We start from the raw sequence: 22,050 nt of genomic DNA, 5'->3' as shown, positions 1-22,050 counted from the left end.
CCTACGTGCGCTCCCCACCCTCTTGACCAAGCCGGTCGTTTGGAGGCCGTGAACCCGGTTTCCGTAGTGGGTCGCCTGGTTGAACCTCTCGCCGGCTCTCGCCGCGTTGGGCCGGCTCTTGAGTAGCGACCTACGCGGCGAGCGGCCCGTCCTCGCGATGCATCCGACTCACGCACCGGGGGACACCCGCGCCGCGACACTCACGGTCGCGTTCCGACAGCGGTCCCGGGGCGTCAATTTCGCGAGAAATTGACGGGGCCGCCGAAAGGCCGCGTGAGGTTCGGTCAGGCGAGCGGCTACGGAAATCGGGGCGACAGCGGCGCGTGGGGCGGGGAAGAATTCGCGGGATGCGACTTCCGATCACGGTGCACCGGGCGCGGCTCGGCAAGCACTCCTACCGGGTGATCAGGCCCAGACCCACGCCGCCGAACGTGGTGCTGAGTCAGTGCAGTACCGCGGCCTCGGAGTACGACATGCGGCTCGACGCCCGCGCCGCCCACCGGATCGGGGTGGCCTGGCTGCTGGCCGCGCGATCACCGCGATCGCTGGTGCACATCCCGCTGCGAAGCAGCCGATCACCGGCCTCGGCGAGGTGCGAGCCGGAATGCTTCCGGCATGAGGAGTGTCCGTACAGCACAGCGGAAAGGCCGCTGGACCTGCTGCTGGTGCATCGCGGCCTGCAGTTCCGCCCTTCGCGCTGGAAGGAGGTACGTGCCCGGCTGGACAACGGCAGACCGGAAACGGCAGAGCTCCCGACGAGCGATGCTCCGGAGTTCGGGAGTGAGCCCTTCGAATTCCACTGGATAAAGCGATACCCACTGCGGCAGCACGTACACGCGGAAACGCTGCTGCTGACCGGGAACGCCCCGCTTTTCCGGGAACTGAGCACGTACTTCCTCGACATCGCCGGGAACGGCCCCGGATCGCACTCGTGGAACCCGAGGAAGCACTACTGCAACGAGATCCGGTGGCCGGAGATCGGCAGGTACGACCAGGAGATCCACATCGTCTACGACGAGCGGTGGTCGGGAACCGACACCAAGCGTTGAAAGGAAGGCGGGGCACCTCGCGCCGTGGCGCACGGCCCCACCCCGAGCTCCTCGGTTCCCGGGCCTCACCGCCGCGGGGGCCGGTAGTTCTCGATCCGCCGCAGCAGCGCCCTGATGCGCATCGCGTACAGCGGGGACAGCGCGTAGCCCGGGTAGCTGGCGAACCAACCGGCGCTGCCGAGGCTCACCGCGTCGGCACCGGCCCAGAAGTACTCCCGGCAGTCGTCGAAGCTGCGGATGCCGCCGGTGGCGATGATCGGCAGGGTCACACCGGCATCGCGCAGCTCGGAGACCACCCGCAGCCCGACCGGCTTGATCGCCCGCCCGGAGAGCCCGCCGAAACCGTTGGCCAGCAGCGGATTGCCGGTCTCCGGATCCAGCCGCAGCCCCTTGACGGTGTTGATGGCGGTCAACGCCGACACGCCGTGCCGCGCGGCCAGCCGGGCGTGCTGCAGGTAGTCGTAGTCCGGGGAGAGCTTGAGGATCACGGGGTGGTTGCTGCGCGGCACCGCCTCGGCGAGCACGGATTCGATGATCGCGTTGAAGTCGAAGTTGACGTTGTGGCAGGAGACGTTGAACTCCACGGCCGCGATGTCGCCCGCCGGGACGGCATTGTTGATCTTATCCACCAACGTGGTGAACTCCTCGGCGGAGAATCCCCCGACCGAGATGATCGTGTTCTGCCCGCGAGTGCGCGGGTAGTAGTCCCGCAGGTAGGAGTCGATTCCCACGTTGCACCAGCCGAAGGCGTTGAGCCAGCCACCGTCGACCCGCTGCAGCGCCCTGCCGTAGCGCTTCAGCAGGCCGGGCAGCTCCCGCAGCGGCCAGACGTCGCGGGTGGTGAAGTGGCCCTCGCGGGGCTCGACGGTGACCGTGCGGGTGGTTATGGCGCCGAACCGGTCCAGCGGCACGAACTGCGAGACGGGGCTCATACCGTAGGGGATGAGCTTGGAGTTGGCCACGCCGTAGCCGAGTATGCTCGAAGAGGTCACCAGCCGGTTGCGGAGTCGGATGTCCCCGAGCCGGACGTGCGGCCCCGCCGTCTCGTCGGCACGGACCAACCGCAGGTTGCGCTCCTGAGCCAAGCTCACGATCTCTCCCCTCACCGTGTGCGCGATGACCGATTCGATGTCACCGTGCTCATTCTCGCGCATCGGCGAACGGCGGCACACGCGGTGGGTGCACAGGGATTTCCCACTCAGGTCGTCGGCGTGCCACGGCTCCGACAATGCCGAGCCGCGCACCGTTCCTCGGCGCGACAGCGCCGATACCACCCTCGCGATCGGCGCCGCCGCGGGTTCTCCCGTGCGGCTCTCGCGAGGACGCCCCCGACGTCGTGTAGTGACTACCCGATGTCGGGGGAACCGCAGCGAGAGCCGTGCGAGAGGTTCCGCCACCCGACCCTCCTACGGGCCGGACGGGGAGTAATCACCCATCGATGTGGCCGATCTCGCGCCGGAGGGCACGGAGGTCTCGCATGGCGCGAACCGCGTGCTCCCCGTCGAAGGACTGGATCGCCGAGATGGACTCGTACTCGTCGTCGGGCAGTTCCAGCCGCGCGCAGTTGGCCCCCTCCGGGAAGCTCACCCCCCGCACATCGGACCAGGAGTAGCGGCGGGTCATGATCGAGTTGCGCACTTCCACGCCGTTCTCGTCGGCACGCAGTCGCGGCCGGAGCGACAGCAGGATGAGTCCGGCCAGCACCGCGCCGATGCCGACCATGGCCACCTGGTCGGAGACCGTCAGCAGCAACCCGGTCGACGTGCGACGCAGCATCACCGCGGCCACCCCGCAGACCACGAACACCACGACAGCCGCGGGCACGGCCACGTTGCGCACCCGCTTGGGGCGCACCTGCACGAAACCGTCGGTACCGGCCGAGGCGCTCACAGGAAGCCTCGCTCGCTGCTGTAGTCGCCGCGGAGCCCACGCAGCACCAGCGCGGTCTCCAGCGCGGCCGCGGTGGCCTCGAACCCCTTGTCCTCGATCGAGTCGTCGAACCCGGCGCGCAGCGTCGCCTGTTCACGACTGTCCACGGTCAGCACACCGTTTCCGACGGCGGTGGACTCGTCGAGGGTGACCCGAGTCAGTCCCGAGGTCACCGACTCGCACACGTAGTCGAAGTGCGGAGTTCCGCCGCGAATCACCACTCCGAGCGCCACCACGGCGTCGTAGGCGTGGGTGAGCTGCTGGCAGACCACCGGAAGTTCCATCGAGCCCGGCACCCGAACGACTCTCGGCTCCGCGGTGCCGGCCTGTTCGGCCGCCTCCAGCGCACGTCGCAACATCTGCTCGGCGATGTCCGCGTGCCAGCGAATGGCCACGATCGCCACTCGCAGGTCGGGCGCGTGCGGCACCGAGACCTGCGGGCGTCCTTCCCCGCTCATGCCGTCACCTCCGAGCCGCCGCCGATCGAGGAGTCCTCCCCGTCGTCCAGGTACTGCAGTTCGTGTCCCATCCTGTCCCGCTTGGTGCGCAGGTAGCGCAGGTTCTCAGCGTTGGGGCGGATGGGAAGCGGCTCACGGCCGACGATACGCAGTCCGTAGCTTTCCAGCCCGACCCGCTTGTCCGGATTGTTGGTCAGCAGCCGCATCGATCGGACACCGAGATCGGCCAGGATCTGGGCCCCCTGCCCGTAGTCACGGCCGTCCACGGCCATGCCCAGCGCCAGGTTCGCGTCGACTGTGTCGGCTCCCGCGTCCTGCAGCTGGTACGCCTGCAGCTTGTGCATCAGGCCGATGCCCCTGCCCTCGTGGCCGCGCATGTAGAGCACCACGCCCCGACCCGCCTCGGCCACCCTCGCCAGCGCTGCGTCGAGCTGCGGGCCGCAGTCGCAGCGCAGCGAACCGAGCACGTCACCGGTCAGGCACTCGGAGTGCACGCGCACCAGCAGGTCCTCGCCGTCGCCGATGTCGCCGTACACCAGCGCCAGGTGCTCGATCCCGTCCAGCAGGCTGTCGTAGCCGAAGGTCCGGAAAGTGCCGTGCGCGGTGGGGATGCGTGCCTCGGCGACCAGCTGCACCTGCTTCTCGAACCGCCTGCGGTAGGCGATGAGGTCGGCGATGGTGATCAGCGCGAGTTCGTGATCGGCGGCGAAGACCTCCAGCTCGTCGCGTTGGGCCATCTCCCCCTCGGCCTTCTCGCTGACGATCTCGCAGAGCACCCCGGCGGGCCGCAGCCCGGCCAGTCGTGCGAGGTCGACGGCGGCCTCGGTGTGACCGGAGCGGCGCAGCACCCCGCCCTCACGAGCGCGCAGCGGCACCACGTGCCCCGGCCGGTTGAGGTCCTCGGCCGTGGAGTCGGGCGCTGCCAGCACGTTGATGGTGTGGGCGCGGTCGGAGGCCGATATGCCGGTGCCCACGCCGGACGCGGCGTCCACGGTGACGGTGTAGGCGGTGCCGTGCAGGTCCTGGTTGGCGTGGTACATCGGAGGCAGGTTGAGGCGGTCGCAGTCCTCGCCGGTCAGCGCGGCGCAGACGTACCCCGAGGTGTAGCGGACCATGAACGCGAGCAGCTCCGGGCTGGCCAGCTCCGCGGCGAAGATCAGGTCACCCTCGTTCTCCCGGTCCTCGTCGTCGACCACGACCACCGGCCTGCCCGCGGCGATGTCGGCCAGCGCCCGCTCGATATCGGCGAAAGTCGTGTTGCCGACCTGCTCGGTGTCCTTGCCGTCCGGGACGGAATCCTTCGAACTCACCGCGCCTGCTCCCTACTGTCACCATTGTCCGCCGCACGCGGTGCTCCCGTGCGGGTGAGCCGGTCGAGTTGTGGGGCCATCAGCCGCTCCACGTGTTTGGCGAGCGCGTCGACTTCGATGTTGACCCGATCGCCGGGTGAGCGCAGCCCCAGTGTGGTCACTTCCCGGGTGGTGGGGATCAGGGCCACGCTGAAACCGCCCTCGGTGAGACCGGCCACTGTCAGCGAGATCCCGTCCACGGTGATGGAGCCCTTCTCCACCAGGTAGTGCGCCAGGTGGGGCGGGAGTGAGAACTCGGTGCGACCGTCGGCATCGGCCGCGAGGAGGGTCGCGGTGTCGTCGACGTGCCCCTGCACGATGTGCCCGCCGAGCCGGTCGCCGAGCGCCATGGCACGTTCCAGGTTCACGCGGTCGCCCGTGACGAGATCCCCCAGTGTGGAGCGGCGCAGGGTTTCGTCGACGACGTCGACGTCGAATCCGTCCTCGGTCAGCCGCACCACGGTCAGACAGACTCCGTTGACGGCGATGGAATCGCCCGGCGAGGCGTCACCGGTAACCATCGAGGCCGCCAGCGAGAGTCGGGCGCCGTCGGAGGATCGCTCGACCGCGACGAGCTCCCCGAGTTCCTCCACGATCCCGGTGAACACGTGGCACCCTCCTTTGGGCGTTCCAATCGGCCGTTCGGGGGACGTCGGTCGGGAGTTTTCCCGCGAGGTAACCGTACCCAACGTGTTCCGAGCGAGAAGTCATTACCCGTACGACGTAGCGAACCGCGGTCGCTGCCCCCACTTTAGCCCTCGGACGGAACAGCGCTGATCCACACGTCCCGCCCGCACATCCTGACCCGTTCGAAGTGAAAGCGCCACGCCTGCGAGATACTCACCACTCCCGCGTCCCCGAGCGCGGCGCTGCCCGAACCGAGCAGGGCCGGCGCCACGAAGGCCTCCACGAGGTCGATCCGTCCGGCCTCCAGGAACGCCCCCGCCAGGGTCGGACCGCCCTCCAGCAGTACCGCCGTCACTCCCCGCTCGGCCAGTGAGCGCAGCACGCGGTCCGGATCGCCACCGGCGAGCCGGACCGTGGGAGCGGAGTCGTCGAACACCTTGGCCGATTCCGGGAGATCGCGATCCCCCACGACCACCCGCAGCGGTTGTTCCGGCAGCGCGGCACCACGCTCGTCCCTGGCGGTCAACCGGGGATCATCGGCCAACACGGTGCCGGTACCGACGAGCACGGCGTCGCGGTGTGCCCGGATGCGATGCACCTCGGCGCGCGAGGGCTCGGAGCTTATCCACTGGCTCGTGCCGTCGGAAGCGGCCGAACGACCGTCGAGACTCGCGGCGTACTTCCAGGTCACGTGGGGAAGTCCGGTTCGCGTGGCGTGCAGCCAGGGGCGCAGCGCCCCGGTGGCGACCTCCTGCTCGTCGATGCCGCCGACGACGTCCACCCCGGCCTCGCGGAGCAGGGCGGCACCACCGGAAGCGGCCGGGTTGGGATCGGCCACCGCGTAGGCCACCCTGGCGACGCCCGCGTCCCGCAGCGCCACAGCGCAGGCCCCGGTCCTGCCGGTGTGGGCGCACGGCTCCAGCGTGACCACGGCCGTACCGCCCACGGCCGCCTCGCCGGCCTCTCGCAGCGCCAGGACCTCGGCGTGCTCCCGACCGGCGGGGCGAGTCGCCCCGGTTCCGGCGACGTGCCCGTGGCGGTCCAGCACCACGCAGCCCACCGCGGGGTTGGGGCTGGTGCTACCGAGTACGCGTTGCCCGAGCTCGGCGGCCCGACGCATGGCGTCGAGGACCACCGGGTCACGGGACCAGTCCGAACCGCTCATGCGGAACCGTGCGCGGAGGCGTCCAGCGCCCGAGCACGCAGCCCCTCGACCGCGCGGGCGGGATCCTCGGCCCCATAGACGGCCGAACCGGCCACGAAGCAGTCCACGCCCGCCTCGGCTGCCTGTTCGATCGTGTCGCTGTTGATGCCGCCGTCGATCTCGACGAGCAGATTGAGGTGGCCGGTGTCGACCATGCGGCGCGCCGCGCGGACCTTCTCGAGCACCCGCTCGATGAACTTCTGGCCGCCGAATCCCGGTTCCACCGACATCACCAGCAACGTGTCGTAGTGTTTGAGCACGTCGGTGTAGGGCTCCAGCGGGGTGTCGGGTTTGACGGACAGCCCGGCGTTGGCACCGGCGGCACGAAGGTTCTTGGCCAGCGCCACCGGGTCCTCGGCTGCTTCGGCGTGCACGGTGACGTTGTGCGCACCGGCTTCGGCGTAACCGGGTGCCCAGCGATCGGGGGCGTCGATCATGAGGTGGCAGTCGAGCGGGGTGTCGGTACTGCGCAGCAGCGACTCGACAACCGGCAGGCCGAGTGTGAGGTTGGGAACGAAGTGCGCGTCCATAACGTCGACGTGCAGCCAGTCGGCCCCGCGACCGGGACCGCCGACGGCGGCCATCTCGTCGGAGAGCCTTGCGAAGTCCGCGGACAGGATTGACGGCGCGATCATGGGCTGGTTCGACACAATCGGATGATAGCCCTCGGGGACGGCGAGGGCGGCGCTCCCCGGCGGGAGGTGCCGACGGTGCGGCGGAGGGCCACCGAGCGTCCCGGTGGACGCACGGTCCTCCGAGGCACGGCGGAACGTTCCAGGCGCGCGAAACCGAACGGACGGAGGCGGGAAGTGCCGATCACACAACACGGCCCGGGTGGGCTGCTGCGCGGGGTGCTGCGTGCTCCGATCCGGCTGTATCGCAGGGATCTCGGCTGGCTGCTCGGTCACCGGTTCCTGTATCTGGTCCACCGCGGCCGCGAGACCGGGGTGCTGCGGGAGACCGTGCTCGAGGTCGTGCGGTACCGGCCGGACTCCGGTGAGGTGGTGGTGGTCTCCGGCTGGGGTGACAAGTCCCAGTGGTACCGCAACATCACCAGGTCACCGGCCGTGGAGATCCGGGTCGGCAGGCAGCACTACCGGTATCCGCGGCAACGCGTGCTCGACGAGTCCGAAACCGCCGATCTGCTGGCCGGTTACGTGCGCAGACATCCCCACGTGGCGCGGGTGCTGGCGAGGGTGACCGGTTGGCCGCTGCTGAGCGAGGAAGGCCGCGCGGAACTGGCGCGGACACTGCCCGCGATCTCGTTCACCCCGCGCGACCACAGCGGCTCGGTCTGAACCACCGCGTCGCACCGCCGGTGTCACGAAGTCCGCTCGCGATCCGGTGTTCCGGGTCGGCTCGCTCGGCCCGAGCGAGCCGGGCGAGCCCCCCTGGGGTCAGACGTCCACGCGTTGTTCGGTGGTTCGGCGGCTCTCCCGGCGCCGGATCAGCCAGTAGGCCAGCAACAACAACGCCACGAAGGGCAGTCCGGCCTTCCAGGCCATGCCGAACTGGGCGGTGAACGGTGTCGTCAGCAGCACCGCGAGCACGAAGAGCATGGCGAGCACGGTGGTGACCGGGGCTCCGGGCAGCCGCACCGGCGAACTCGGCAGGCCTGCCGCGGCACGTTTGCGGCGGAAGGCTAGCTGGCTGGCGAAGATGATCAGCCAGGTCAGCAGCGCGCCGAACAGCGCGATGCCCAGCAGCACCGGAAACGCCGAACTCGGCGCGAACGCCGAGACCGCGGCGGCCAGCGCCAGCCCGACCGCCGAGAGCAGCAGCGCCCGACGGGGTGTGCCCTGGCTGCTGAGTCCGGCGAACCACCGGGGCGCGTAGCCGTCGCGGGCCAGCGAGTAGGTCATGCGGGCGGTGACGTAGAGATTCGTGTTCATCGCCGACAATGCCGCCGTGAGGATGACGAAGTTCATCACGCCCGCCGCGGCGGGCACCCCGGCGATCTCGAACAGCCGCACGAACGGGCTCTGCGTCAGCTCGTCACCGCCGGAGGCGCTGTTCCACGGCAGGATGGACACGATCACGAGCATGCCGAGCACGTAGAACAGCGCGAGCCGCAGCACCATGCCCCGGGCGGCCCGGGGGACGTCGCGGGTGGGATCGCGCGATTCGGAGGCGGTCACCGAGACGGCCTCTGTCCCCAGGTAGGAGAAGGTGACCACGGTCAACGCCAGCCACACCGCACCGATGCCGTTGGGCAGGAACCCACCGTGCGCGGTGAGCGCGCCCACACCGGTGGCTGGCTCACCCGGCAGGCCGAAAACGATGTAGACGGCGCCGAGCAGGATGAACACCACGATCGTGACCACCTTGATCATGGCGAACCAGTACTCGAACTCGCCGAAGTAGCGCACGGCCGCCGCGTTGACCACGAGCATGATCACGGAGAAGGCGACGACCGGCAGCCACAGCGGCACCTCCGGGTACCAGAACCGGAAGTAGATCCCGGCCGCGACGACCTCGCTGCCGATGTTGACCACCTGCGCGGCCCAGTAGATCCACCGCTGCACGAATCCGGCCATTCCACCGAGGTAGCGGTGCGCGATGGCTCCGAAACCACCGGCCTCGGGATGTACCACCATCATCTCGGCCAGCGCGTAGGCCAGCGCCAGCGCGGCCAGCGCGGCCACCACGTAGGCGATCAGCACGGCAGGACCCGCTATGGAGATCGCCAGCCCTGAGCCGAGGAACAGGCCGGTACCGATCGCTCCCCCAACGGCGATCATCCCGACCTGTCGGCTGCTGAGATCCCTGCGTAACCCGGTCTCGGTCTCGTCGGCTCGCTGCCGCACTCCGTTTTCCTCCCGTATCGTCCGGAAACCGCGGAACAAACGGTCCACAATCTAAGGCAGGGAGCGGACGAACGGTTCCGCCGGTTGGATGCGGCTCGCCCGTTCGGGGTCGGCGTCACGGGGTCCGAGCGTCGATCTCTCGCGAAATCGCCGCGACGGGGGCGGGGCTGGAGCCACGTACACCCCCGAGGAGCCGTCAATTTCTCGCGAAATCGCCGGGCTGGAAGGGATTTCGGTGGGCCCCCGATTTCGGTGGGACCTCAGCTGCCCACGTCCTCGTACCACAGCCGCGGGGACCGTTCGACGAAATCGGCCATCATGCGCACGCACTCGGCGTCGTCGAGCAGGATGACCTCGACGCCGCACTCGGCCAACCACTCGTGCCCACCGTAGAAGTTGCGCGCCTCGCCGATGACGACCCGGCCGATCCCGAACTGCCGCACCAGCCCACTGCAGAACCAGCAGGGCGAGAGGGTGGTCACCATCGTCGTGGCGCCGTACCCCCGGTACCTGCCCGCCGCTCGAAAGGCCGTGGTCTCCGCGTGGGCGGTGGGGTCACCGTCCTGCACCCGCCGGTTGTGGCCACGCCCCAGGACGTCGCCTCGCTCGCCGACCAGCACCGCACCGATCGGTATGCCACCCGCCGCCTCACCGGTACGGGCCTGCTCCACGGCGGCGGCCAACCAGCTCCGGTACTCTTCCAACCTCGTCACTGACTCCATCGCCCGTCTTCCGCTCCGCACCCGGGTAAGAACGTCGTCCCCGCCGGGACCACACCGGCGCACCAACCGTATCCAGGCCGGTGGAGCGATCGACGGCCGGAACGGCAGCGGCTCAGCTCGCCCACCGGTCAGCACACGACTGGTCAGCTCGGCAACGTGAAGGTTATCGGAGTACCGCGCTCGACACTGCGACTGACCGTGCAGTGACGTCCGATGGCGCGTCGCACGGCTTCGACCAGTTTCGTCCGCTCTGCCTCGTCCGTGATCGCCGACAGATCCACCTCGAAGGAGACCCCCACCGACTCGAAGGTCGCGGGATCCTGGTCGTCGACCGTGCGCTCCGCCCGGGCGGTGATCGGCGCGTCGTCACCGAGTCGCCGCACCAGCAGGTTCTGCCCGGTTAGTTGGGCGCACCCGGCGATGGCGGCCAACAACAGCTCCCCCGGCGTGAACGCGTCCGGCATACCACCGGCAGCGATCTCGACCGTGCCGCCGCGACCGTTGCTCGCGGTGAACGTGGACGCCCCTGTTCGGGTGACCTCGACGGGATTGGAGGACATAACCACCTTCCGTAGCGGTTGCTCGGCTGCGAAAACGAGCCGCGGTCAGACCCGCAACAGCGCGCAGAACATCGCGTCCGTGCCGTGCCGGTGCGGCCACAATTGCACGGACGGCCCGTCGCCCAGCGAGGGGACCTCGGGAAAGAACGGCCTGGCGTCCAGTTGTCGCACACCGGTTTCGGCGACCACCTCGGAGACAACACCGGTCGTCTCCGCCGGATGCGGGGAGCAGACGACGTAGGCCACCACCCCACCGGACCTGGTAAGGCGCACCGCGGCGGACAGCAGTTCGCGCTGCAACCGCACGAGATCGGTGACGTCCTCGGGCTGTCTGCGCCAACGTGCCTCGGGCCTGCGCCGCAGCGCCCCCAGCCCGGTGCAGGGCGCGTCCACCAGGACCCGGTCGTAGGTTCCGGACAGACCGGGAGCACGCCCGTCAGCGACGCGCACGTTCACCGACAGCCCCCGCGTGGCCGATCTGACGAGTTCGGCACGGTGCTCGGCCTGCTCGACCGCGTCGAGCGCTCCACCGTCCAAGGTGACCAGCGCCCCCAGCAGGTTCGCCTTGCCACCGGGACCGGCACAAAGATCCAGCCACCGGGTGTCCCGGCCGTCCAGTTCGACACCGGTCAGCGCCAACGTCGCGAGCTGACTGCCCTCGTCCTGCACCGCGGCGAAGCCCTCCTGGACGGGCTCCAGTTCCCCGGGATCGCCCGCACCGGCTTCGAGGTGGACGCCGTAGGACGAGTAGGGCGCGGGATCACCGCCGGTGATCGCGGCCAGCTCGTCCGCGCTGATCTCGCCGGGTCGCGCCGTCAGGTGCACGGCCGGGCGGGCGTCGTCGGCGGCCAACGCGGCGTCGAGTTCCGCACCGGTGTCGTCCAGCGCCTCGGCGAACGCCTGCGCGATCCAGCGGGGATGGGCGTTGCGGAACGCCGTGTGGCCCACGGGATCGGACTCCACGTCCGGAGCCAGCAGTTCGACCCACTCCGACTCCGTGCGCTCCCCGACCCGACGCAGCACCGCGTTGGCGAAACCTGCCAGTCTGGAACCGCGATTGCCGCGCACCAGGTCGACCGTCGACGCGACGGCCGCGTGACCGGGGATACGGGTACGCAGCATCTGGTAAGTGCCGAGCCGGAGGGCGTCCAACAACAGCGGATCCACTTCGTCCAGCGCGCGATCGCTGCACTCGGCGATGACCGCGTCCAGCAGCCCCCGCGCCCTGGCCGAGCCGTAGGCGAGTTCGGTGGCCAGTCCCGCGTCCCTGCCGCTGACCCGGTACTGCCGTAACAGCCCGGGCAGCACGAGGTTGGCGTAGGCGTCACGTTCCCGCACGGCGCGCAGTGTCTCCAGCGCCGCCGTGCGGGCGGGATCGTCGGTCGGCGGTTTCGCCCGCTCCGCGCGCCGGTTCGGCGGCCGGGAGTTCTTCGGGCGGGAGTTGGCGCCAGGACGCTTGCGGTTCACTTCAGCACGGTTCCTTGTTCGATATGCACACCGCGTGCCCAGTCGGTGGCGGGCATGCGCTTCTTGCCGATGGCCTGCACCTCACCGAGCCGGACGGGGTCGGTGGCTGTGCCCACCAGCACTCGCTTTCGCTCTACGAGGAGCTCGCCCGGTCGCAGCGCACGCAGTTCCGGGGAGTCGGCCCCGACCACGGTAACCGGTCCCAGTTTGAGCCGGTGTTCCGCCAGCCAGGCCCAGGCCCCCGGTTCGGGGGTCACCGAGCGGATCACCCGGTCCACGGCCTGGGCGGGCATCCCGAAATCGACCTTGGACTGTTCGGAAGTGATCTTGGGAGCGTAGGTGATCCCGTCGGCCGGTTGCGGTTCGGCGTGCGCGGTTCCGTCCTCGACGGCGTCGAGGGTCGCCACGAGCAGCTCGGCGCCGGACACGGCCAACCTGTCGAGCAGCGAACCGGCGGTGTCGTCGGAACCGACCCCCTCGGTGACCACGCCGAACACCGGTCCGGCGTCGAGCTCGGGCACGATCCGGAACGTGCTGGCACCGGTGACGTCATCGCCGTACCTGATCGAGGCTGGCACCGGCGCCGCGCCGCGCCAGGCGGGCAGCAGCGAGAAGTGCAGGTTGATCCAGCCGTGCCGGGGGATGTCGAGGGCCTCCTGCCGCAGCAGCGCCCCGTAGGCCACCACCGGGCAGCAGTCGGGCTCCAGTTCGGACAACCGCCGCAGGAACTCCGGGTCCGAGGCCCGCGACGGCGTCAGCACCTCGATACCGTGCCGCTCGGCGCACTCGCGCACCGGTGAGGGGACCAGCCTACGTCCGCGTCCGGCGGGAGCGTCGGGTCTGGTGACCACCGCCACGACCTCGTGGCGCGAGTCGAGCAGTCGGCGAAGTGCGGGCACGGCTGGTTCGGGAGTGCCCGCGAATACCACGCGCATGTCTAGTGTGATCCTCCGAAGGACGAGTAGGGGTCCTGCTCCGTCGTCGGCCGGACGCGACCGGACGAGCGGTCTCCCCGGTCGTTCCGAGTCTGATCGTGCTGGGCCGATCCGTGTCGGGCCGGTTCGTGCTGGGGCGGGCCGCCGGAACTTTCGTCGAGTCGGTCGAGGAAGACCAACCCGTCGAGATGATCGGTCTCGTGCTGCAGACAACGTGCCAGCAGGTCCGAACCGACGACTTCGACGGGTTCGCCGTGCATGTTCCAGCCCCGGACGAGCACGGTGCGGTGCCGCGGGCACAGTCGATCGACCTCCGGGACGGACAGACACCCCTCGGGCCCCACTTGCGGCCGTTCGTCGAGCGGACGCAGCGAGGGGTTCACCAGATGCCCGGCGTAACCGGCGCAGTGATAGGCGAACACCCGAACCGGTTCGCCCAGTTGCGGGGCGGCCAGCCCGGCACCACCGTGGCTCTCCATCGTGTCCCAGAGATCGCGCACGAGCGCACGAAGCCCGCTGTCGAAGTCGACGACCTCGGCGGAACCACCGCGCAGCACGGGGTCCCCGAACAGCCGGATCGGCCGGACGCTCACACGTGCTCTCCAGGGTCGTGGGATGCCGGGTCCAGTCTAACGGCCACCCGTCGAGTTCGACGGGGCCGAACCGTCCGGGTGCTTCCGGAGCCGTACTCGGCCCTCGGCACGCCCGGACGGCCCCGAGGTAGCGAGCACCGCGTCGTTCCGGGCATCCTTCCCGGGCTCCTGCCGGCTCGGGTGCTCACAGCTCCCGAACCCCCGGATCAGGGACCGGCCGAAAGGGCAGCCGCGGTGTAGTCACAGGTCGGCGACCACAGCAGGAAGGAATCGATGCCGTTGTTCTTGGTGGCATCAATCTGGGCCGACACCTTCCCGGGACCGTAGTGCACCCCGAGGCTGAAGTCCTGCAGCCAGGGAATCACCTGGGATCCGGTTCCCTTGGTGGTCCCGAGCCAGTCCCGCAACGAGCGGTTCACGATTTTGTAGGGTTCGTTGTTGGGATCGGCGACATCGTACTCACCCGGACCCCAGTGCGATGGATAGATCATCGGGGACACGTAATCGACGTGTTCCGCGATCTTCGGAATGTTCTGCCCCACCGACTCCGGCCTGGTCACGGTAATCCCGAACACCGAGGCACCGAGGTAGGCGTCGTGTTCGCGCAGCCGCTGGCGGGACTCTCGCAGAAATCCGGCGATGCTTTCCGAGGGCGTTTTTTCCAACCCGGCGAAACGCATTCCGCCGCGATCGCCGTCCGGCCTGCGCACGTAGTCGTAAAGAATATCGTCGAATCCGATCCGGGCCGCTTCGACGGCGATGTCGATGTTGTAGTCGCGCACCGCGGGATTCGCGAAATTGGTGAACGAGTAATCACCGTAACCACCGTTGTAGGGGCCTCCCGCCGCGGTGCGGACGACCCGGTCGCGGTTGCCGGACTTCCAGGAGGACTCGGCGAGGACGGGATCCTTGAATGCCACCAGCCTGCCGACCACTCGCACGCCCATGCCGTGCAGCTGGTCTATGGCCTCGCGGGCATCGAAGTAGCCCTTGTCGGCGCCGATCCGCTCGGCCAGCGGCACCTCGGAGTCGTACTGGATCTCCCCGCTCTCGTCCTTTATGTCCAGTTCCACGGTGTCGATGAGCCCCTTGCGGGCCATCCGCAGCACCGGCTCGCGGAGTTGGTCACTGGACCAGGCCAGGCCGGTCATGTGCACCGCACGCATACCGGGGTGGTCCACCTCGATCCTGACCTCCGTCGAGGAGGTGTTGCCCGCCCGGTCGGTCGCTTTCACGGTCACGCTCGACGTGGCTTCGCCGAGTTCGCGACTGAATTTTCCGGAACCGTCGAGTGAGACCCGTTCCCCGGCGACGGTGACCCGAGAGGCGCCGCTCGCCTTACCGGAAACGACAACCGGATCCGAAAAGGACTCACTGCTGACCTTCTCCGGCACCAGGATCTCGGGAGGGGTGGCGTCCACTTCGAAGTCCTCGCGCAGCGTCCTGCTCCAGGGCAGCGCTCCGGAGGGAACTTCCACCCGTAACCGGTGGGCCCCCTCGGTCAACTCACCCGGTCGCAGCACAGCCGCACCGTCCCGCACTCGGACGGAGACGGATTTTCCGTCCACATCGGCCGTCACCTCGTCCGGGGAGTCGGTTTCCACCCGGATCGCGCCGTCGGCGACCGCCGCCGGGGTGAGCGGGTGGTCGGACAGTCCACGCACTTCGGGCCGTTGCATGGTGAGCAGGTTCGCCATCCAGATACCGCCGACCACGAGCAGCAATCCACCCACGGTCAGTGCGATCTTCATCCAGGACGCCCGCCTGCCACGCCCCTTGGCGGAGTCGGATCGCGGATCCTCGTCGTGGTTCCCGGCGTCGGAGTTCTCGGTCTCTTCGCTGTCTTCTGGCGTCGGATCAACCATCGTGTCACCTCATCTGATCCACCACGGTAGGCCGACGCGGTGCCGCTCGCAGATCGCGGCAAAACGTCGTGATTCACGGTGGCAGGTAATACCGGTTCGAGCAATGACCGGCATGGAGTAACCAAAACCGGCCTGCCTTTCTCTACAGTGTGAAATCTATGGCACTTACGAGGGAATTAAACGGCATGGGCTTGTCATCCAGACATCTGGTGTCCAACCGACTGCGTGCGCTGCTCGTCTCGACCGTCGCGCTCGGACTGCTGGCCGCGAGCGGCTGCGCCTCCGGTGACTCCTCGCAAGCTTCATCCAGCACGGACGGAGGAACCACCGCGTCCACACCGGCCGCCTCGTCGAGTGCGGCGCCCAGCTCGAAGCCGCCCTCGCCCGCCGAGGTGGGAGCCAACGAGCTGGGGAGGATTCCCATCCTGATGTATCACCGGATCACGCCCGAGCCGAAAAGCGTCTACGACCGCACCCCCGAAGAGTTCCGGGCCGAACTGCGGCGGCTGGCCGAGGAGAACTACGTCCCGATCACCGCGGCCGACTACGCCGCGGGCCGGATCGACACACCGGCGGGAACCCATCCGGTCGTGCTGACCTTCGACGACGCCTCGACCAGCCAGTTCCGGCTCGATTCCTCGGGAGAACCCGCGGCGAACACCGCCGTGGCCATCATGCGCGAAGTGGCCGCACAGCACCCCGGTTTCCGAGCCACCGCCTCGTTCTACATCACCACTCCGCCCTTCGGCGGCAACGACGTCGCGCGGAGCCTGCGCTGGTTGCACGAACACGGTTTCGAGTTGGGCAACCACACGCTGGATCACCCCACGCTCTCATCGGAGTCACCGTCCGAGGTGCGGCACCAGATCGCCGGACTGCGGCGGCGGATCACCGAGGCGGTGCCCGACGCGGAGGTCAGCACCATCGCGTTACCGCACGGGGTACACCCCGACCGGGAAGAGCTGGCCCGCTCCGGTGAGTCCGAAGGCGTCCGGTACGAGCACGACGCGGTGCTGCTGGTCGGCGCCAGGCCCGCCCCGGCACCGTTCACGCGGCGTTTCGACCCGCTCAACGTTCCCCGGATCCGCTCGCAGGGCGGCAGCGGTGAGTCCGCGAAGTTCGGCTCGACGGTGTGGTTGGACAAACTCGCGGCCAACCCCGCCGCGCGCTACACCTCCGACGGTGATCCCGACGTGATCTCCTACCCCTCGGACAGCTCCCGGAAACCGGCGAAGCGGTACGCCGAGCGCGCCGAGAGCTACCGACCACGCGAGTGAAGCGACCACGATCCCCCACCCGACCGCCGAAACCCCACGTCAGATCGGTTCGAGCGGATCCAACTGCACCCGTACGGGGCCATTGCCCCCGCGTCCCCGTCTCACCTGTGCCTCGTACAGCGCGTCGGCCAGCAGCCTGCCGTGCGCGCGATCGACCCGCAGCAGGGCCCGCTCGCGTTCGGACTCCCCCTCCGCGTCGACCTCACCCAACGGCACCGGCCCCAGGATCTCGCCACTGCCGGGCAGCTCGACACAGTCGAGCAGCTCGTTGACCGCTTCCGGAGAACCGTCCACGGAGGCCACCCGCTTGGCGGGCGGATAGCCGAGTTCGGCGCGCCCGGCGAGTTCCCGCGCGGCGTACCAGGAAGGATCCCAGCGCACCAGGGCCTGCACCGGCGGGAGCTCGGATTCGGCCAGTACCACCACACGTCCGCCGCGGTCCGAGGGACGTACCAGGGTCGCGGCGGCGAACCAACGGCGAAGTGCCTGCTCAACCGCTCGCAGCTCGGGACGGGACAGCATGGCTCGCGCGTCCAGCAGCAGCGCCGCGCCGTAGCCACCCGCCGCCACCGGCTCGACCCCGGGGGTGGCTACCACCAGCGCGGGAGCATCGGGAACACGATCCAGCACCTCGTTACCACCCGAGGTCCGCACGGTCACCCCACCGAAAGCCTTCCCCAGCTCCTCCGCGGTACGGGCCGCACCGATCACGATGGCGCGCAGCCGGTCGGTTCCGCAGTTCGCACACCGAAAAGCATGCTCGATCGCTCCGCACCAACGGCAGGAGGGCGGTCGCGCGGTATCGCCCGCCCCGACGGGGACCGCCAGCGGTCCGGCGCACTTCCGGCACGTGGCTCGTTCGCCGCACCTGGCACAGCCCAGCGCGGGCATGTATCCCCGCCGCGGTACCTGCACCAGCACCGGGGTGCCCTCCCGCAACGCCTGCCTGGCGGCCTGGAAGGCGATCGAGGGAAGCCGCGCGGAGCGGATGGTGGGGTCCCTGGCGAGTTGCGCGTCGTCCTCGCCGATGGCGGTCACCCGGGGCGCGGCGGAGCGCACCTCGGTCCGCCCCGCTACTATCTCGCCCGCCCAGCCGGACTCGACCAGCATCTCCGCCTCCGCCGTGCGCGCGAAGCCGCCGATCAGCAGCGCTGCCCCTGACGAATGGGCGCGATGGGTCAACACGTCCCGGACGTGCGGATAGGGCGCGGTCGGGTAGAGATGCTGGTCGTCGCCGTCGTCCCAGACGACCACCAGCCCCAGCGGGGGCACCACCGGTGCGAACATCGCCGCGCGGGTGCCCACCACGATCCGCACGTCACCGCGCCGCACGGCCAGCCAGCGGCGGTAGCGCTCGGCCTGCCCCAGTTCGGAGGACAGTGAGACCACGCGCCGGTCACCCAGCAAGGCGGCACAGGACTTCGTCAGCCGGGTCAGATCGCGGTGATCGGGCACCACCAGGATCGCCGAGCGCCCTTCGGAAGCCGCCGCGGCGGCGAGTTCCGCCAGTCTGGTCGACCAGTCCTCATCGGGCAGTGACTGCCACACGGCACGAGCTGGTCTCCCCTCCCGTATCGCCCGCAGGAACGCGGCGCCGTGACCGTACCGGGACCAGGCGGTGCTGTCGGGCGGCGACGGCGACTCGCTCGGCCCGGCCGCGACGGCTTCGTTCTCCACCCTGGCGTGTCGCGGTGGCACGGCCAACCGAGCCACGTCGTTCAGGGTGCCCGCGTAGCGCCGGGCGACCGCGCGGACCAGTTCGAGCAGCTCCCCGATCAGCACCGGCTCGGACGAGACGACCCGCTGCAGCCAGGCCAACCTGCCCGCGTAGTCCGACTCGGCGACCCGTTCCAACAGGAAACCGTCCAGCAACCGGCCGTTGAACCGCACGCGCACCCGACAGCCCGGCACGGCGTCGGTGTCGAAACGGCTCGGCACCAGGTAGTCGAACGGCCGATCGAGATGATGCGGCGACACGTCGACCAGCACCCGGGCGACCGGAAGTTGGGCGGCGGGCTCGGTGGACCGGCCACGGGCTCCGGAGCCGGAACCGCCCTTGGATCGGGCGCGTTCACCCCCGGTTGCCGACACGTCCACCTCCCGACACGCGCCCGTCGCGGGGCGCCGCTACCGACCGACAAGCCACTCTATCGGTTCCCGGGAGGTGCTCCTCGCAGCACGCACGGCGACCCTTCGGAACCACGCGGGGGTCAACCCACCCACCTCCGAGCCTCGACCACCGAACGAAGCTCGCCACCGGGGCACTTCTAGTATTGACGGGCGAACGGCCGCGCCGGTTCGAACGTTTCGGTCGACGTCCGTGCGCCCTTCCCACGGTTCACCCCGCTTACGGGCCGAAAGGAAGCCGAGTGTTCCACGTCGTCTTCTACCACCCCGAGATTCCCGGAAACACCGGGAACGCGATCCGAATGGTCGCGGGCACGGGCAGCGCACTGCACCTGATCGAACCGCTGGGGTTCCGGGTCACCGACGCGGACCTGAAACGCGCCGGGCTGGACTACCACGACAAGGCAGTGCTGCGAGTGCATCCGGACCTGGAATCCGCGTGGCGGGCGATCCGGCCGAGGAGGATCATCGCGTTCACCGTCCAGGCCGAGCGATCGTACGAGACGATCGACTACCGCCCCGACGACGTGTTGCTGTTCGGCCCCGAATCGGTCGGCCTGCCCGAAGGGGTGCCGGCCCCGGACCCCGAAACGATCCACGCGCGCATCCCGATGGTGCCGGGAATCCGCTCGATGAACCTGGCCAACTCGGCGGCGGTGGCCGTGTACGAGGCATGGCGGCAGCAGGGCTTCGCCTAGGAAAGCAGGACTCCGTCGGGGCGCCCGACGCGGGGTTCGGGTGGCGGAACCTCTCGATCGGGTTACTGGTCGCGTGTACAGCATGGTTGCGGAGCCGACCCGTGAGTCGGCGCCTCACTCAAAGTCGCTTCCCGACGGCGGTCTCGGCGGCGACAATTTCACGAGAAATTGACGGTCCAGGAAGGCGGCGTGGCCACAGCTCCGTCGATTTCCCACGAAATCGCCGCGCCGCTGTGACGCGGAGCCGAACCCCACCACTCCCGCAAGTCGAACCCCGATTACTTACGCGATCGGCACCGCCGCTGGTTCTCGCGTGCGACTCTCGCGAGGACGGCCCCGACGTCGTGTAGGTCGCTACCCGATGTCGGGACACCCGCATCGAGAGTCGCACGCGAGGTTCCGCCACGAAACCGGCTACGCCAATCACGGAATCCTGTAATCCGGAAGGTGATTCGGTGATAACGCTGCGGCACGGGTGGCAGATCGGTTTCAATCGGGAACGATCTCCCACAGATGAGGAGCGTTATGAACGGAATCAGCGGACTCCGACGCGGACTGACCGCGGTGGGACTGGCAGCCACGGTGGCACTACCGGGCAGTCTCCCCGCGGTGGCGACCGCGGACGCGGCCCCGATCAACTCGCCGAACAAGGCCGCCGAGGTGAGTTCGGCGGAACTCCGGGAAAACCTCGAAGCCGTGCACGAGGCCGGTATGCCCGGCATCCAGGCGGCGGTTGGCCGGAAAGGGCGGACCTGGACCGGTGCGGCGGGAGTGGCCGACACCCACAACGATCGCCCCTTGGAAGCCGGTTTCGGCCATCGGGTCGGCAGCGTCACGAAAACGTTCACCGCCACCGCCGTACTGCGGCAGGTATCGGCGGGGCGAGTCGAACTGGACGCCCCCATCGGGCGGTATCTGCCCGAAGTCGTTCCAGGAGAGCGGGGTGAACGGATCACGGTTCGAATGCTGCTGAACCACACCAGCGGTATCGCGGACTACTTTCCGGTGATCTTCAACTCACTCACCCGAGGATCGCTGGCCGATCTGGAGCGGAACAGATTCCGCTACCACAGCCCGGAAGAACTGATCACGGCCGGACTGGGCCGACCCGCCGCCAACGAGCCGGGACAGAACTGGTCCTACTCCAACACGAACTACATCATCGCCGGTGAACTGCTGCGCGAGGTGACCGGACAGTCGCCGGAGCGCTACATCACCCGCGAAATCATTCAACCCCTCGGGTTGCGGGACACCTACTTTCCCCGCCTCAACCCGTTCATCCCGGGACCGAACAGCAAGGCGTACGAAGCGCTGTACCACCAGCCGGAGCGGCGTGGCGAGTACAGTGTCTACAGTCCCACGGCGCTGCGTACGGCCGGAGCAATGATCTCGACGCCCACCGATCTGAACCGGTTCTACGATGCGCTGCTTGGTGGTGAACTGCTGGACGAGTCGGTGCTCGCGGAGATGCGCGAGACAGTGGCGGTTCCGAGCAGTCCGACGCTGCGCTACGGCCTGGGGCTGATGCGGTTCGAAACGCCCGCGTGCGCAACGTTGTGGGGCCACGAGGGCACGGTACCGGGCATGTCCACGCTGTCGCTGCACAGTGCGGACGGGAAACGGCAGCTCAGCTACGGGCTGAACCTGACCAAGTACCAGCGGCTCGACGAGAACGGCCTGCCGCTGATCCATCCGATCGACCGACGGCTCGGCACGCTGCAGGTCAACGCCGTCTGCGGTGCGAGCGAGACCGCGAGCACGGCATCCCCCAGCGGCTCGGAAGTCGCGCTGCTCGCGGATCTTCACCGACTGAACCGGTGACCGGACCGAGTCGAGCGGGAATTCCTCCCCACCGGGTTCGGTGCGGAGAGCACCGTTCCGGGCCGAGCGCTCACCGGTCCGCCAACGAGCGGAGAGCTTCGGCCCGATCGGTGCGTTCCCAGGGCAGGTCCACATCCGTGCGCCCGAAGTGCCCGTAGGCCGCCGTCGGCGCGTAGATCGGCCGCAGCAGATCCAGATCCCGGATGATCGCCGCCGGACGCAGATCGAACACCTCGTTGATCGCGGCCTGAATCTTGACCGGATCCACGTTCTCGGTGCCGAACGTCTCCACGAACAGCCCCACCGGAGCCGCCTTACCGATCGCGTACGCCGTCTGCACCTCGATCCGGCTCGCCAACCCCGCGGCCACCGCGTTCTTGGCCACCCACCGAGTGGCATACGCCGCCGACCGGTCCACCTTCGACGGGTCCTTACCCGAGAACGCGCCACCACCGTGCCGCGCCATACCACCGTAGGTATCCACAATGATCTTGCGACCCGTCAGACCACAATCACCCATCGGACCACCCGTGACGAACCGACCCGTCGGATTCACCAGCAG

Annotated in this window: 21 protein-coding genes; 5 read left to right on the top strand and 16 right to left on the bottom strand. The window is 69.0% G+C overall.

Going from position 1 to position 22,050, the window contains the following annotated elements:
- Window positions 1-347 precede the first annotated feature (347 nt).
- Window positions 348-1,049, top strand: a complete 702-nt coding sequence (locus tag BM150_RS14525; protein ID WP_092927827.1) for a hypothetical protein — start codon at window positions 348-350, stop codon at window positions 1,047-1,049.
- A gap of 65 nt (window positions 1,050-1,114) precedes the next feature.
- Here the strand turns inward: BM150_RS14525 and BM150_RS14520 are convergent, their stop codons facing one another.
- The 7 genes from BM150_RS14520 to rpe all read right to left on the bottom strand — a co-directional run bounded on the left by BM150_RS14520 (window position 1,115) and on the right by rpe (window position 7,251).
- Window positions 1,115-2,140, bottom strand: coding sequence for a beta/alpha barrel domain-containing protein (locus tag BM150_RS14520; protein ID WP_245755500.1), 1,026 nt, complete (start codon window positions 2,138-2,140; stop codon window positions 1,115-1,117).
- 337 nt (window positions 2,141-2,477) lie between these two features.
- Window positions 2,478-2,939, bottom strand: coding sequence for a PH domain-containing protein (locus BM150_RS14515; RefSeq protein WP_092927826.1), 462 nt, complete (start codon window positions 2,937-2,939; stop codon window positions 2,478-2,480).
- A complete protein-coding gene (gene ribH / locus BM150_RS14510; protein ID WP_092927825.1) occupies window positions 2,936-3,436 on the bottom strand; it encodes a 6,7-dimethyl-8-ribityllumazine synthase in 501 nt (166 codons plus the stop codon). The genes BM150_RS14515 and ribH overlap by 4 nt, the downstream gene beginning before the upstream one ends.
- Entirely contained in the window at window positions 3,433-4,746 is a 1,314-nt protein-coding gene (locus BM150_RS14505; RefSeq protein WP_092927824.1) for a bifunctional 3,4-dihydroxy-2-butanone-4-phosphate synthase/GTP cyclohydrolase II, read from the bottom strand. The genes ribH and BM150_RS14505 overlap by 4 nt, the downstream gene beginning before the upstream one ends.
- Window positions 4,743-5,393, bottom strand: a complete 651-nt coding sequence (locus BM150_RS14500) for a riboflavin synthase (protein ID WP_092927823.1) — start codon at window positions 5,391-5,393, stop codon at window positions 4,743-4,745. The genes BM150_RS14505 and BM150_RS14500 overlap by 4 nt, the downstream gene beginning before the upstream one ends.
- 143 nt (window positions 5,394-5,536) lie before the next feature.
- On the bottom strand, window positions 5,537-6,577 hold the full coding sequence (gene ribD / locus BM150_RS14495) for a bifunctional diaminohydroxyphosphoribosylaminopyrimidine deaminase/5-amino-6-(5-phosphoribosylamino)uracil reductase RibD (protein ID WP_092927822.1): 1,041 nt from the start codon (window positions 6,575-6,577) through the stop codon (window positions 5,537-5,539).
- A complete protein-coding gene (gene rpe / locus BM150_RS14490) occupies window positions 6,574-7,251 on the bottom strand; it encodes a ribulose-phosphate 3-epimerase (RefSeq protein ID WP_092927821.1) in 678 nt (225 codons plus the stop codon). Before rpe ends, ribD begins: the two co-directional genes overlap by 4 nt.
- A 174-nt stretch (window positions 7,252-7,425) precedes the next feature.
- Here rpe and BM150_RS14485 point away from each other — a divergent pair, with 174 nt between their 5' ends.
- Complete coding sequence (locus BM150_RS14485) at window positions 7,426-7,914, top strand: nitroreductase family deazaflavin-dependent oxidoreductase (protein ID WP_175496837.1); 489 nt, start codon at window positions 7,426-7,428, stop codon at window positions 7,912-7,914.
- A gap of 99 nt (window positions 7,915-8,013) precedes the next feature.
- On the opposite strand, the gene BM150_RS14480 is transcribed toward BM150_RS14485, so the two are convergent.
- From BM150_RS14480 to BM150_RS14450, 7 genes are all read right to left on the bottom strand, one after another.
- Window positions 8,014-9,423, bottom strand: a complete 1,410-nt coding sequence (locus BM150_RS14480; RefSeq protein WP_092928024.1) for an amino acid permease — start codon at window positions 9,421-9,423, stop codon at window positions 8,014-8,016.
- 260 nt (window positions 9,424-9,683) lie between these two features.
- Window positions 9,684-10,145, bottom strand: coding sequence for a nucleoside deaminase (locus BM150_RS14475; RefSeq protein WP_092927819.1), 462 nt, complete (start codon window positions 10,143-10,145; stop codon window positions 9,684-9,686).
- 143 nt (window positions 10,146-10,288) lie between these two features.
- Entirely contained in the window at window positions 10,289-10,705 is a 417-nt protein-coding gene (locus tag BM150_RS14470) for an OsmC family protein (protein WP_092927818.1), read from the bottom strand.
- Between the two features lie 45 nt (window positions 10,706-10,750).
- On the bottom strand, window positions 10,751-12,172 hold the full coding sequence (locus BM150_RS14465; protein WP_092927817.1) for an RsmB/NOP family class I SAM-dependent RNA methyltransferase: 1,422 nt from the start codon (window positions 12,170-12,172) through the stop codon (window positions 10,751-10,753).
- Entirely contained in the window at window positions 12,169-13,107 is a 939-nt protein-coding gene (gene fmt, locus BM150_RS14460) for a methionyl-tRNA formyltransferase (RefSeq protein ID WP_092927816.1), read from the bottom strand. The genes BM150_RS14465 and fmt overlap by 4 nt, the downstream gene beginning before the upstream one ends.
- A gap of 2 nt (window positions 13,108-13,109) precedes the next feature.
- Entirely contained in the window at window positions 13,110-13,700 is a 591-nt protein-coding gene (gene def, locus BM150_RS14455) for a peptide deformylase (protein WP_092927815.1), read from the bottom strand.
- Between the two features lie 206 nt (window positions 13,701-13,906).
- On the bottom strand, window positions 13,907-15,565 hold the full coding sequence (locus BM150_RS14450) for a putative glycoside hydrolase (RefSeq protein WP_092927814.1): 1,659 nt from the start codon (window positions 15,563-15,565) through the stop codon (window positions 13,907-13,909).
- A gap of 185 nt (window positions 15,566-15,750) precedes the next feature.
- On the opposite strand from BM150_RS14450, the gene BM150_RS14445 reads away from it, so the two are divergent.
- Window positions 15,751-16,842 carry a polysaccharide deacetylase family protein gene (locus tag BM150_RS14445; RefSeq protein ID WP_175496836.1) on the top strand — a complete coding sequence of 364 codons (1,092 nt, stop codon included), beginning with the start codon at window positions 15,751-15,753 and terminating at the stop codon, window positions 16,840-16,842.
- A 39-nt stretch (window positions 16,843-16,881) separates the two neighbouring features.
- Here the strand turns inward: BM150_RS14445 and BM150_RS14440 are convergent, their stop codons facing one another.
- Window positions 16,882-18,933, bottom strand: coding sequence for a primosomal protein N' (locus tag BM150_RS14440; protein ID WP_092928022.1), 2,052 nt, complete (start codon window positions 18,931-18,933; stop codon window positions 16,882-16,884).
- 278 nt (window positions 18,934-19,211) lie between these two features.
- Here BM150_RS14440 and BM150_RS14435 point away from each other — a divergent pair, with 278 nt between their 5' ends.
- Window positions 19,212-19,667, top strand: coding sequence for a tRNA (cytidine(34)-2'-O)-methyltransferase (locus tag BM150_RS14435; protein ID WP_092927813.1), 456 nt, complete (start codon window positions 19,212-19,214; stop codon window positions 19,665-19,667).
- Between the two features lie 525 nt (window positions 19,668-20,192).
- Complete coding sequence (locus tag BM150_RS14430) at window positions 20,193-21,488, top strand: serine hydrolase domain-containing protein (RefSeq protein ID WP_092927812.1); 1,296 nt, start codon at window positions 20,193-20,195, stop codon at window positions 21,486-21,488.
- A gap of 70 nt (window positions 21,489-21,558) precedes the next feature.
- On the opposite strand, the gene BM150_RS14425 is transcribed toward BM150_RS14430, so the two are convergent.
- The coding region (locus tag BM150_RS14425) for a methionine adenosyltransferase domain-containing protein (protein WP_175496835.1) at window positions 21,559-22,050 on the bottom strand (492 nt) is incomplete at its 5' end.

Source organism: Actinopolyspora alba, assembly GCF_900112765.1.
GTDB classification, from domain to species: domain Bacteria; phylum Actinomycetota; class Actinomycetes; order Mycobacteriales; family Pseudonocardiaceae; genus Actinopolyspora; species Actinopolyspora alba.
The sequence above is the reverse complement of the archived record's forward strand: the minus strand, read 5'-3'. Positions and strand labels throughout refer to the sequence as shown.